The 11,996-nt window shown below is 39.8% G+C and carries 13 protein-coding genes and 3 pseudogenes; 4 read left to right on the top strand and 12 right to left on the bottom strand.

What is annotated here, in order from left to right:
- From LC586_RS37395 to LC586_RS37345, 11 genes and pseudogenes are all read right to left on the bottom strand, one after another.
- Positions 1–209: pseudogene (locus tag LC586_RS37395) on the bottom strand (thiamine biosynthesis protein ThiF); the annotation flags it as partial.
- Complete coding sequence (locus tag LC586_RS37390) at positions 197–793, bottom strand: Mov34/MPN/PAD-1 family protein (protein WP_229490733.1); 597 nt, start codon at positions 791–793, stop codon at positions 197–199. The gene LC586_RS37390 and the pseudogene LC586_RS37395, both read right to left, overlap by 13 nt.
- Positions 794–795: 2 nt before the next feature.
- On the bottom strand, positions 796–1,518 hold the full coding sequence (locus tag LC586_RS37385; protein WP_229490731.1) for a prokaryotic E2 ligase family D protein: 723 nt from the start codon (positions 1,516–1,518) through the stop codon (positions 796–798).
- On the bottom strand, positions 1,515–2,243 hold the full coding sequence (locus tag LC586_RS37380) for a hypothetical protein (RefSeq protein ID WP_229490729.1): 729 nt from the start codon (positions 2,241–2,243) through the stop codon (positions 1,515–1,517). The genes LC586_RS37385 and LC586_RS37380 overlap by 4 nt, the downstream gene beginning before the upstream one ends.
- 43 nt (positions 2,244–2,286) lie before the next feature.
- Entirely contained in the window at positions 2,287–2,709 is a 423-nt protein-coding gene (locus LC586_RS37375; protein WP_229490727.1) for a hypothetical protein, read from the bottom strand.
- Positions 2,710–2,714: 5 nt separating this feature from the next.
- Positions 2,715–3,209: a hypothetical protein gene (locus tag LC586_RS37370; protein WP_229490725.1), complete on the bottom strand. Its 495-nt coding sequence runs from the start codon at positions 3,207–3,209 to the stop codon at positions 2,715–2,717.
- A gap of 2 nt (positions 3,210–3,211) precedes the next feature.
- The gene (locus LC586_RS37365; protein ID WP_229490723.1) at positions 3,212–4,234 is read right to left on the bottom strand and encodes a bifunctional DNA primase/polymerase; all 1,023 of its coding nucleotides are present in this window, start codon (positions 4,232–4,234) and stop codon (positions 3,212–3,214) included.
- 73 nt (positions 4,235–4,307) lie between these two features.
- Complete coding sequence (locus tag LC586_RS37360; RefSeq protein WP_229490721.1) at positions 4,308–4,526, bottom strand: hypothetical protein; 219 nt, start codon at positions 4,524–4,526, stop codon at positions 4,308–4,310.
- 29 nt (positions 4,527–4,555) lie between these two features.
- Positions 4,556–5,302 carry a hypothetical protein gene (locus LC586_RS37355; protein ID WP_229490719.1) on the bottom strand — a complete coding sequence of 249 codons (747 nt, stop codon included), beginning with the start codon at positions 5,300–5,302 and terminating at the stop codon, positions 4,556–4,558.
- Positions 5,303–5,403: 101 nt separating this feature from the next.
- On the bottom strand, positions 5,404–8,124 hold the full coding sequence (locus LC586_RS37350; protein ID WP_229490717.1) for a DEAD/DEAH box helicase: 2,721 nt from the start codon (positions 8,122–8,124) through the stop codon (positions 5,404–5,406).
- A gap of 514 nt (positions 8,125–8,638) precedes the next feature.
- Positions 8,639–8,935: pseudogene (locus LC586_RS37345) on the bottom strand (LysR family transcriptional regulator); the annotation flags it as partial.
- Positions 8,936–9,082: 147 nt separating this feature from the next.
- Here LC586_RS37345 and LC586_RS37340 point away from each other — a divergent pair.
- The 3 genes and pseudogenes from LC586_RS37340 to LC586_RS37330 all read left to right on the top strand — a co-directional run.
- Positions 9,083–9,541 (top strand): annotated as a pseudogene (locus LC586_RS37340) (dihydroxy-acid dehydratase); the annotation flags it as partial.
- A 2-nt stretch (positions 9,542–9,543) separates the two neighbouring features.
- On the top strand, positions 9,544–9,879 hold the full coding sequence (locus LC586_RS37335) for an ISAs1 family transposase (RefSeq protein WP_309143433.1): 336 nt from the start codon (positions 9,544–9,546) through the stop codon (positions 9,877–9,879).
- A gap of 430 nt (positions 9,880–10,309) precedes the next feature.
- Positions 10,310–10,447: a VOC family protein gene (locus tag LC586_RS37330; protein ID WP_229490715.1), complete on the top strand. Its 138-nt coding sequence runs from the start codon at positions 10,310–10,312 to the stop codon at positions 10,445–10,447.
- Here the strand turns inward: LC586_RS37330 and LC586_RS37325 are convergent.
- Entirely contained in the window at positions 10,444–11,070 is a 627-nt protein-coding gene (locus tag LC586_RS37325) for a hypothetical protein (RefSeq protein ID WP_229490713.1), read from the bottom strand. The genes LC586_RS37330 and LC586_RS37325 overlap by 4 nt on opposite strands.
- 149 nt (positions 11,071–11,219) lie before the next feature.
- Here LC586_RS37325 and LC586_RS37320 point away from each other — a divergent pair, with 149 nt between their 5' ends.
- A complete protein-coding gene (locus tag LC586_RS37320; protein ID WP_104899561.1) occupies positions 11,220–11,663 on the top strand; it encodes a hypothetical protein in 444 nt (147 codons plus the stop codon).
- Positions 11,664–11,996 lie beyond the last annotated feature (333 nt).

Below are 11,996 nucleotides of genomic sequence, written 5' to 3'. Positions count from 1 at the left end.
CGGGTGATATTCTTAAGTTCGACAGTATCGCCATCGACGATCGTAAAATTAATCTCTTTCCCCGTGCGCTGGAGTTGCAGGATAATTCGACATAAGTCTTCTGCAAGAAACCCCCCTGTTCCTCCTGTTCCCACTAAGACGAAGTTGATACGGGTATGATTGCGAGGTAAGACGGGTAAAGCTTGTTGATAAGCAGTTAATTCGAGCATTTTACCTGTGGCGGAAGTTCAAATATGTGATTGGGGTTGATGTCGAAAAAGTGATTGTATATCCCTATGCGGGTGTATATTGTGGGAATGGTATTCAGTGTGCCGATGATCGCGAACACTCGAAATTTGCCTTTTTCTTCTAGATTGTCCACACTTGAAGGGTAAGCAGCTAGAGTTCCATGACTGTGTATTTCCACTACCCCATCTGTATAGCTTTTATCGAGTGCGCTTTCTAAAGATAGGACGTGAGTAGAAGACGCAGTTTGCAGTGGCGTGTGACACCACCATTGGTAGTTTGTCACTCCCAAGTAAAATAGGATTTCCTGTTGGGGGTTGATACTGGCAGCATTGATAACATCAGCGATTACAAGGCTTGGGACTTTTGGGACTTTCAGGCGAAAGTAGGGTTCAAGAGGTTGGAGTCCAGCAACTTGAGTTTGAGTTAGTTGCAAGCAAACCTCTAACTCGCGGCGGTGCGATCGCAGGAAAAGTCCATTTGCTGCCAGCCAGTATTCCTGAAGTTTTTGGCTGTAGAGAGGAAAATTATTACTTGTAGCGAAGTGATAACCGATAAAGGGATTCATGGCTAATTGAACAAATGATTGATAATGTCTTCTGGGGTTGTGACTTTCCAGCTATGAACGGAAACAAGGTCACTTGAAGGGTAGGATTTGGGTTTAGACTCGTGCAATTTGATTAGCTGGTTGCAGATATTGTCGGGATGAGTTTTTGACTTGCCTTGGGACAAGTCTTTGTTAAAGGGTGATTTCCAGAATAGATCCCAGGTTTGGCTTATAGTTGCAGCACTGCACATACCGGGAGAATTTCCCCCAAAGCAAATACTAGAGTCGTCCCAGACGTTAGGTAGAGGAGGCTTGTACAGTTGCGCGTCTGGTTTAAATATCCTCCCTTTAACTGCCCACAGGTAATATTTACTACCGCATCCAGCAAAGAGGAATGCAGGCATGGGGACAGTAATTACTTTCGTTTCCTGTCCCATAATTTTAATTTGATATTTTTGGGGAGAGTAAAACTGAATAATTGCCTCTCCCTCTGGATTTTTACCCCACCAAATTGTGTTGCTATAAAGCCATCCAGATGCGGCAGTTTTACTTGTGAAGGCTTTCTCTACTGCTTCAGGAGACAAGAATTTGTATTTAGACTCTTTGCCTTCGTGTTCGACTAAAATAAACTGTCCTTTGAGGATAACTAACTGCGCTAGTAAATCATCTTGGGGAATATTTGCAAGCAGGATTTGCGATATACTTTCTAAGTTAATTATTGGTAATATATTTGTATCTACATTCATGATTTTGATGCTTGATTCCAAATTTTGACTGCTGCTTTTCGGGCAAAAAGAGATGTTTCTAGCAAGTGGGTAAGCTTATTTGATTTTTCCATCATCGAGACGGCTTCTTTCCACTTTTGACCGAGAAATATGATATTTTCATAAGTCCATTCCAGCCAATCGCTTGTTTCACACGTAACATCTAGCCAGATATTTTCAGTCGAGTAATCTATAATTCGTATGGCTGTATCTAAATATTGAAGATGACTTTTGTAACGACGGCATAGATTGACAAGTTTATTGAAGTAAATTTCTTCTGCTAGAGCAATGTAATCAGGAGTAAAACCAAAATTTAGTTCCCATTGACTTATATTGTACCCTTGCCCCATCAACGACAGTAGGAACTTTTCTGAGTATTCTAGTTCCTCAAAATCTTCATACCAACACTCAACTCTTTGTGGTGAAACCAGAATATTATCACGTTCGGAACTAAACTCAATCTCATCGATATATTCTACTGGAAATAAATTTTCATTCACTAGGTTAATAAATTCAATCTCTCTATCGAGGTAAACACTTGTTGGATGTGATTGTTTATTAATAGGAATGGTTGATTCTAGCCATTGGTTTGGGAAGATTTTTTGATACAGACTTAAGATATTAACTCGTTCAGAAAGATTTTCTAGGTAGTTAATTGCTGTTAAACAAGTAATGGGTATTTTAAATGATTGTATGTTTGTAAGCATAATTAATCAGCCGCTATAACTTTTAGCGGCTATAAATTTGTTATTACAGTACGGGATATTTACTCGTGGCAGCAGGTTGATGCTTAAGGTTTCGAGTTACTTTTTCGATGTAGGTTTCCCAATTTTGACCGAGCTTGATAGCTTTTTCTATCTCAGGTTGTAGGGTAATTAAATTTTCGAGACTAATTTGATTTTTTATCTCCAGAAGCTTTATCTGCCACCCTAACTTTAGTGCAGGATTTATTTCTTCAGAACTATTTTTCAATTCTCTGAATTGACTTCCCTTAGTACCTGCTTTTTTTACCAGACGAATTGAAACTGTATCATCAGTTGTTTGTCGTTCAATTTCGGCATTAGCATATTCTGGAAAGTAGACGCTAATCGCTGTTTTGAGGGTATTGTCATCTTGGGCGATCGCCTCATCAAGAGGAATTTCTTGTCCTTCGATAATCGCAATGTACTTCATGGTAATTAAAATAGTGACAATTGGTTGTTAGGCGCGGGTGTTTTATCTTTATCTTCAGACAGGTTACGCTTTTGTACTTGTCTTGATTGTTCCTGTCTATTCTGATGTATAGTCTGCTTTTCCATCCTTTGCTTGCAGATATCTAACATCTTTGGGAGAGATTTTTCTAAATCCTGTAGCAAGTTATTGATGACAGGATGAGATGTTATCTCAGTCAGGTTAATTATCTTGATAATTGGAAGTGCGCCTTGGATTCCAATTGAGACAATTACTGTTTCAGAATTTGGTATTAGTTGAATGGTTATTAAGGTGGTTTTTGTGTCAGAGTTGCCTAAATCTATCTCGGTAGATGAATCTTGGTTTATGACTTCAGTGTTTGCTAATTCATCTAATGTTTCTTCTAAATCGCTATTCTCCTGAATATCAGGATTAAAATCTCTACTGCTATAACTGTCTTCAAGGTTAGTTACATTCTCGTCAGGTGATATTTGACTGCTCATGATTAAGAAAGATTGGCTAATCTAAATAAGGTGCGGATAGTAATACCTGTCTTGTTAAAAGACTGCCATTTGTAGGCGCATTCGCCTGATTTGTACTTAGGAGAAAGTTGGCTCCAAGTGTCCCATGCTTTAAATAAAATGGGACTAACACTATGAAGTGCCATCCCGACTTGAATCCACGAGTGGTAATCATCCGCAAATCGAGGGTGTATGACTTCAAGTAGTACAAGTGCAGTCTGGATATTTGTCTCGATTGAGGGAATTAAATGAGCGTATCTGTCTACCCCATATCTGCGGTTATATTTTTCTTGGGGTAGGTTAAACTTTCTTGCTTTCTCCTGTTTGGCAAGCATTTGAGCAATTACCCAGTCGGGGGCTATTTCTATTTGGCGCTCAGATGGACTACAGCCAGGAAGCCATCTGTAATTTCTGCCCTCTGGGTGAAAGGAAGGGGGAAGGATTGAAGCTAGGTTTTTGCCTCGAAACTCCAAGTGTTCATCCTTTCCAGTTTTGATTTTGCGAGATTTTACTTCCCAAGCTTTTGAATCTGGGATGAGGTACAAACGCTGGCTCCGATATTTCCTTCCAGAGGTAAATGCAATTGTGGGAGGAAGGTATTTTTGAGCGCGATCGCATAACGACTCCGTAGGAACATCGCACAACGACTCCGTAGGAGTATCGCGTGCTTCGACGGGTGTTAGCTGGTTAAGTTCTTCTGGTTCTGTATGTTCGTTAATTTGGATAATTTGTCGCCAGGAGGTTTCCCCGTCGCAGTCAATAGCTACTAAGTACCCTTGGGGATGATTGGAACCGCATACCAAGGCTACACCAGTGGGGGTGATCAATCTATTATTTGTCCAAACTTTTAGGCGGCGGCGGACGAGTTCGGCTTGTAGTTCTCTGGGAGAGTAGGTATTTTTTTCCCATTCTTTCCCTAGAGGACGTTTACCAAAGGTGGGGACGATTCGCCATTCTTCGGGTAAGTTGTCAAGCGAAAATACCAAATGACGGATTTGGGCGTGCATGAATTCATGTGGCTAATTATTTCGATAATTCATGCACAGCTGCGTTAGTGACTGTGGTGGTTTGATATTATGATTACGGTGCTAACTGATGGCCTGCTTCAACTAGCTTGGCAAGGGTATTTTGGTCAAACGCCTTTATGCCAGATACAAATTGTTGCCACTGCTGCCATTTCTCCTTTGAGTAAGCATGATTGGGATCAAAGTTGCAAACTTCACAGAATTTATGAAAGTCAGCCTTCCAATGAAACGTGCAAATACCTGTTATTAAATAATTAATTTGTTGGTCGCTCATGAGTGATATTTCAGCTGATAATATCTGTTTTAAGCCAACCTTTTGTTCAGGGCATTTTCGACTTGATAAGTTCCAAGAGTACAGTTTGTATTCAATGGAAACTTAGGAAATTCCAGATAATTATTCATAGTTTTTGTTACCTTGCACAGTACCATTATCCCGTCCTTACTCTTCTTTTTTTGATTGTGATAGTAGCTGATAACCTCAAACTCATTGTTACCAGCTTCAAATCTGCTTCCTGCATATTGGGAGATAGCCTTTTTCCAGTCTGGCTGCCAGAGCATGAGTGTATCTATTGCCATTGCTCTAACAACTGGGTTATCTAATTTCATTAGAATATCTGGTAAGTAATGGCATTGTTTGGCAATTACTTCTCGTGCGTAATTTATCAACCAATACTCAGCTTCTCTTAAAAGAGCTTTTGATTCTAGATTTTGGCATACTTCATCGTAAACTTTAGACATTAAATATGCCCTTTGTTCAAAAACCATTCCATTAGTTCGCAGTTTTAAGTCTGATGGATAATTAATCATCAAATCAGTAAGTTCATCGCTGATTTTGGGAAGAGGATATTTATCATTTTCTTGCTCTTTGGGATGGGATATTTTTACTTCATATCCTAGATTTACAGCATGATTGATAATAAAATCGACGCTATTAGACTCAACAAAATCTCCTAACTTAAAATCTGTTTCTAGGAGGAGATATGTTGGTGCATGGAGAATTTGAAACCGTTTAGGATTTTGACTTGAATCCGCTAATAGTTCGATGTACATTGCTTATTCTCACAAATTTTCATAAATCTTGTGCGTAAGCGATGTATGTGGTTTAATTACTGAAAAAATAATCCTACCCATCTTGGGTAGGATCATCTTAATTATTGATTAATGGTTCTTGTTTGTGTCGGATTGATTATTTCCTCCAGTAGAGATAGCCCAACTGATTTAAACAGTGCTTTGTTATCATCAGGGCAGCGTTGAATTGTTGTACAAGATGAGCAGCCGTATTTGCAAGGGCAATTATCTACTAGAAACTTTGCTTTAATAAAAGCAGTTTCTAAATACTTGATGAGAGTATCGCACATACCTGTACCGTGTTCGCTTGTATCGAAGAAATAGCCTACTATGTTATGATTTGATGGTACTTCGATTAACATGAAATCGATATCTCGACTGTTTGCTCCATGTTCGACAAGTGGTAAACTGAGCATGAGTTGGTGCGCGAGAGTATGAACGCAAATCTGAGTTTCATTGCTTTCAAATAGTTGTTTCTCTTCATTGGAAATATATTTCTGTTTGTTGAATATCTCTTTTCGGAGATTTTTGACGATAGCTGAAAAATATTTTCTCGCATCAGTGTTAATTTCAACCCTAACGCAGAATGTATTGTAGTTAAGAGCAAATGCTTCCTTATATTTATTTTCCTCCAATAGTTCGACAAATTCTCGTTCAATAAGTTGGGTATTGCAAGCAGGACAAGTTTGTATGTGTCCGGGTAAATTTAAATTGAAGTTGCGGCATCTGTTATTAGTGCAAGTCCATTTTTGTTCCAGTCGATACAAGTTGTACCCGTAAATTTCTTCTTTGATTTTGGCTGAAACAGGTGTAAATCTAGCTGCCCCTTGGGAAAGATTGATAATTTTGGCTTCCCCTGCAATTTTGATTTCCTCGAAATTTAGGCTTCCTTCGGGACGACTAAATAGGTTGGTTGCCTCAATTGGCTTGAGAATTGCTTTCCCTTCGGTTAAATTTAGCTCTTGTGATTTATACTGTACGGGGTTGCCGTCAAAGTCTTGAGCAAGATATATAGCACCAGGGTAAACTTCTCGTAGCGCAGATGATGCCGAACTTTCCTCAAACTCTTCCGCGCTATCTTGATTGATATAACTGATGTTTTGGTCAGTGTTACCTCTGAATTTAATTTTTGAGTGGACATAACCAAGGTTTCGATTAGTTGTCAGTCTTTGGTTATAACTGAAAATCAGTTGATTATTACCGATTAGCTGTCGTGCAATCGCATCGCCAGAACTACCGAAATGTCGGGCAATTTGAGCTTGTGTTGGTTTACTTTCTTTGCAACAGGCGAGAATGTGCTGCTCCAAAATCGTTTCATAATTGTGGTTAAAGTTGATAATTTCTGGAGGGTCAGATAGAAGACGTTCCGGGTGATTGGCGTAGTAAGAGTCCATAATCGACCTTTTCGACGGGATAAATACCAATAGCCCTGCTTCTTGCCTGCCTGCACGTCCCGCCCTTTGGCGAAAGGCAAGAATTGAACCTGGGTAACTATGTACGATAGTTGCATCAATAGACCCGATATCCAGACCCGCTTCTAAAGCACTCGTGGATATAATGAACTTGACCTTTCCGCCCTGTATATCTGCAATAATTTTGTTACGCTGATTTGCCTTCATACTGCCATAAAAGGCTGAGATGGTTTCTCCCAAGTGAGGCAATTGCATTTCCACTAAAGCTTTACGAATGGCATTAGTTAAAACCTTTACCAGTTCTCTACTATCGCAGAAACAAATTCCGACTACTCCTTTACTTACAAGCATGGCTGCAACTTGGGCAGTTTGGTAAAGAGTATTGTTTCGTGCTTTGAGGCTAAGGAAAGTAATCTCCGAGCGTTTTGCCCCACTTTGGTCGATAATAGCAAGGTTGCTTTGTTCTACTCGATTGGATATCTTCTGGGCAATTTCGCTGCTGTTACTAATTGTTGCAGAAGCGAATATGTACTGCAATTTAGAAATATTGTTACCAGCAGATTCTATCATGTATTGAGTTCGCCGATTAAGTAGGGCAAAGTGTGAACCGAATATGCCTTGATAGAAATGCGCTTCATCACAGACGAGGATTGAGATTTTTCTGATTGTTTCTCTAAATCCCCAGTTTGAGTCAAACTGATAGTTGTTCAGTTCGTGGTTCCATACATCGGGTGTCACACATAAAATCGAGGGTTGATGGCTGTAAAGTTGTTTACGCTCATGGGGAGGAATATCACCATTAATATTGAGAATTTTAGGGCGAATTTCTTCATCCAGGTGGCTAACAAACGAGCGGATTTTTTCTACCTGATCAAATGCAAGTGCTTTCAAGTTAAAAAATACTAAAGCTGATTTACCTTTTAGGCACTCGTGAATGATTGGAATTAAAAAAGAGATACTTTTCCCACTGCTGGTTGGAGTTTGGAGAATAATATCTTCCCCTTTTTTGTAAGCTTCCCATGCCTCGACTTGATGAGAGTATAGTTGCGTGATTGCTGACTGACTCAGGGCATATTTAACTAGAGGGTGAATATCATCTGGTATGGGACAAAGTTTAGCTTCTTGAGAAGGAATTATATCACAACTTTGTAGTTTTCCTGAGCCATCAAGAATAGCTGCTATTTCTTGGTAGAGAATACTTTTACCTGTTGGTGCTTGATTAAGAGGTAATAAATTACCGCTATTTACCTCATGCTCCCAGTCAAAAATAATTTGATTTACACTTCCCTTTTTGAAGTAAAGATTTTTCTCAATGATGGCGGCGATATGGATAACACCATGTTCTTTAGAATAAACCTGTTTATTTGCTTGTAACCATTCAAGCTGGGTCATAAAAAGTTACCTACTTGCTGTTTTAGCAGGTAGGCGTTAGTCAAAAGTAGTGGTTTTTGTTATTGCCATATTAGCTATAGAACCCGACTTAAGTATTGCTAAGTTATGGTGCAATACGCTTGGGTTAAGGCTAAAACTCTTTGTCAAGGTCAATTTTCTGAACGTAGATGCGTTGGCGTACCTTGAGGGGATCTCGTATAGAAGCGGCTTACCGCAGGCTACCGCATTCGCAAAGCGGACGCACCAGAAGAACGCATAGACACGGAGTGGCTACTCTTACGAGTTCTCCGCAGGAGTAGCCGCAGGGTAGGATACAAAGAGAAGAAAGAAATGCTTAACCCAAGCCTATTGGAACCTAGCATATTTAGCTAATGGAGGCGATCGCCTTTTTAACTGACTAATTAACCACAGACACTTGTCACAATTTGTAGAAACTCCCGTAAAACAGGTGTCATATCCTCTTGTCGCCACACTACAGCCGTTTCTACTAATGGTGTTTTTTCTTCTAAAGTACGATAAACTCTACTCGTAGTTGTCCTTTCTCACCCCTACCTGTCCGTTGAGTCAGATCAATTGCCTTGGACAGTTGAACGAACAATTGATAAGCTTCTTGCAAAAATACTTGTCCGGCTTCCGTTAGCTGCACCTGTCGTTTAGTTTTGCGTTGAAAAAGTTCTACCCCTAGTTCTGCTTCTAGCTGCTGAATTTGCTGGCTTAAGGGTGGTTGAGCGATGTGAAGTCGCTCTGCGGCTCTACTAAAGTGCAGTTCCTCAGCTACAGCAATGAAGTAGCGCAGGTGTCGCAGTTCCATAGTTTTGATATTTTATAAGTCTCAAATACTTATAAATATATATTGGACATGTCAAAAATTGCTACCTATCATACTCATACATGCAAGTCAGAGGATGATGTAACTATGTCGGAGAATTTGATCAGCCAAATTGTGACGCAAGGAGTGCAGCGAGAAGAAGCCTCTTTAGGTGCAATTTTGGCGGGTAAAATTCAAGCTGGTGATATTTTGGTTATCCGCTACGAAGGGCGCAAGGGTGGCCCTGGAATGCGAGAAATGTTGGCTCCCACTTCGGCAATTATCGGTGCTGGTTTGGGTGATGCGGTGGGATTAATTACCGATGGGCGCTTTTCTGGTGGTACTTATGGTATGGTAGTTGGTCATGTTGCTCCAGAAGCAGCAGTGGGTGGTGCGATCGCGCTTGTAGAAGAAGGCGATAGTATTACTATTGATGCACCCGCTCGTTTATTGCAATTGAATATATCTGAAGAAGAATTGGCTCGTCGTCGTGCCAACTGGCAACCCCCGACTCCGCGTTACACTAAAGGCGTGTTGGCGAAATATGCCAAATTGGTATCTTCTAGCAGTCTTGGGGCTGTGACAGATTTGGACTTGTTCAATAACTAGTTATTAAGCATATAGAGACCGAAAAAACTAAGAATAGATTAACAACAAGGACTGTTGAAGTTTTTGATGATTTGAATGGAATTGACCTATCCTGGGCGGGAATTAAGTCCTTAATTCGAGTTGAAAGAACTGGAACACGAGGAGATAAACCATATCATGAGGTTGTCTGTTACATTAGTAGCCTCATTCATCCGGCACGAGAATTTGCTTGTGGTATTCGCGGACATTGGAGTATCGAAAATCGCCTCCATTGGATTAAAGACGTAGTTATGAAGGAAGATGACTCAAAAATACGTATGGGCAATGCTCCAGCGAACCTCTCAATCCTCAGAGCGTAGGCGTAGCCCGCCGTAGGCATCGCACTCAAGATACTCCGTCGAAATGGTCATCCTTCCATCACAATTGCTCAAAGATTTCTCTCTCATGATATTGACAAACTTCTTACCCTTGTAGAATGAAACAGCCCTGCGCCCCAACGGGGCTTGGTCAAATGATTGCAGCTGCTCCGGATTGGGTGCAGTGGATGCAGTGAATGATTGGGTTCTGAAGGCATTGACAATTAAGGGACGCTTACGAAGCAAGCAGTATCTTGGTGAGCGCCATCGCTAACTGAAGAAATTCTGTCCCGCTTGGAATTGTTGTGTTTTGAAGCTTAAAGCTATAGAATTTTTACGTTTTTTCTATTCTCCATGACCTCAATTAAGGCTTGAATGATTAGGTCAACAGTACTAATCTAGTCTCAATTCAACTAAAAAGCGGAGATCAATTGTGATTGATCACACTGGTATCGTTGTGAGTGATTTTGAGCGAAGCAAGTCCTTTTATGCTGCGGCATTAGAACCAATTGGACTCTCACTCATTTTAGAGTATTCACAGGAAACCAAAAAGTTTTTGAATATTAATTAATACCAATATTCATGCCCATACAGTTCATAATACTTTTTCACATCTAATGAAACAGGTGGATGCCAACCTGATGCTTTCAATTCATTATACTCTGGATGTGTAATATCAAAATTCACAAATAACGTTGTGACTTGATCACAAGTTTTATAGCAATAAGGCAATTGTATAGGATTGTACCATCCTGCATCTTGAAATTTTTTCGGATAATGGCATCCTTGGTTAATCACTTCTAATTTACCACGTCGATATTGATATGGCATTTTTTCGGCTTCAGCAAAGCCTAAAGCTCTTGCTTCGGCTGGAATATCAAGGCTAAAACCAAACTCATCTCTACCAACAGTTAAACAATAGTCTTTATAACTGTAACAAATATTAGTTGCTGCACTGTAACCTGCTTCTTTTGCTTCACTGTCTAACGATTTAAGCACTTCCAGTGTAGATACTTTAAATAACTGATCTATTTTAAGAAGCCACATTTGATAAGGAATGCCACACATTCTATTTTGAGGTGGCAAACCTAACGCTTTACATACTTCGTGATTAGGGCAGTTCTCTGGTAGTTTACCCGTCATCACTTTGCAGTCTAGAAATAACCAACAATCTTTCTCCTGAATTTTAGGCATATTTAATTAGATTTTTTCAATTATTAGGATACTTAAAAATCAGTTAAATTTTAGCAAAATTATCTTATTGTTAGACTATATTACCCTAAAATAAACGTTATGAATAAATCGAAATGTTCTAGATTATTCTTAAAGTAAAAAGGAAGAAAATGAATAACGTTATTATTCCCATCGAATTTGAACTCGCGGCAATAAAAATAGCCCAAGCGCATTTCCCTTGGCTACGTTTTAAAGTATCTCCTATCCAGGAGAAGGGAAGAGTCTACAATCGCTCATCAGACGCTATTTATTTTGAAGCTTACTTTCAAAATAGTTTGATTGATTATGATCCTCTCCACAAAAATAATTACTATCCTAGTTTTAACTTTTACTTGTTGCCAGGAAAGAGACTAATTCAGCTAAGTGGCTGGTGGCGCAATCAGGTGCTAACTTTCATCTACGCACCATTAGACCCAGAACCATACAATAAGCACTGGCAAAATGACAAAAACTTGGCTGTACCTTGCCCCTATCCAGACGGCGATAAATTTGAACAGATGGCAATCGCTTTATTTTCTTTAGTTCAGGAGTATTTAGTAGGGTATGAGGGGTGATGCTGCTTCTTCAATTGTCTAGGATTTTTCAGCCAAGCCATTTAGTAGCTCAACTTACCCAATCAACCCCAATACGCTTGGGTTAAGCATTTTTTCTCTTCTCTCTGTTTCCTCTGCGCCTCTGCGGTAGCCTGCGGCAAGCCGCTCCGCGTCTACGTTAAAAAAGTTGACTTTGACAAAGAGTTTTAGCCTTAACTGAACCGTATTGCCTCCTGACTCTCTACTTCAGGCTAGATTCAGCGCTGTTGACAAGCTTCTTTAGATTTAAAGAAGGGCAAATGCTTTTGGCATTAATGAGATTTTTCCTTTAGTACTATAAGTGTTTACAAGCTG

The sequence above is a fragment of the Nostoc favosum CHAB5714 genome, assembly GCF_020829495.1.
Lineage (GTDB): Bacteria > Cyanobacteriota > Cyanobacteriia > Cyanobacteriales > Nostocaceae > Nostoc > Nostoc favosum.
This window is presented reverse-complemented; position numbering and strand designations above follow the sequence as displayed.

Coding starts and splice junctions, on each gene's coding strand:
- LC586_RS37390 (WP_229490733.1), bottom strand. CDS start 793: ATGAATCCCTTTATCGGTTATCACTTCGCTACAAGTAATAATTTTCCT.
- LC586_RS37385 (WP_229490731.1), bottom strand. CDS start 1,518: ATGAATGTAGATACAAATATATTACCAATAATTAACTTAGAAAGTATA.
- LC586_RS37380 (WP_229490729.1), bottom strand. CDS start 2,243: ATGCTTACAAACATACAATCATTTAAAATACCCATTACTTGTTTAACA.
- LC586_RS37375 (WP_229490727.1), bottom strand. CDS start 2,709: ATGAAGTACATTGCGATTATCGAAGGACAAGAAATTCCTCTTGATGAG.
- LC586_RS37370 (WP_229490725.1), bottom strand. CDS start 3,209: ATGAGCAGTCAAATATCACCTGACGAGAATGTAACTAACCTTGAAGAC.
- LC586_RS37365 (WP_229490723.1), bottom strand. CDS start 4,234: ATGCACGCCCAAATCCGTCATTTGGTATTTTCGCTTGACAACTTACCC.
- LC586_RS37360 (WP_229490721.1), bottom strand. CDS start 4,526: ATGAGCGACCAACAAATTAATTATTTAATAACAGGTATTTGCACGTTT.
- LC586_RS37355 (WP_229490719.1), bottom strand. CDS start 5,302: ATGTACATCGAACTATTAGCGGATTCAAGTCAAAATCCTAAACGGTTT.
- LC586_RS37350 (WP_229490717.1), bottom strand. CDS start 8,124: ATGACCCAGCTTGAATGGTTACAAGCAAATAAACAGGTTTATTCTAAA.
- LC586_RS37325 (WP_229490713.1), bottom strand. CDS start 11,070: ATGCCTAAAATTCAGGAGAAAGATTGTTGGTTATTTCTAGACTGCAAA.
- LC586_RS37320 (WP_104899561.1), top strand. CDS start 11,220: ATGAATAACGTTATTATTCCCATCGAATTTGAACTCGCGGCAATAAAA.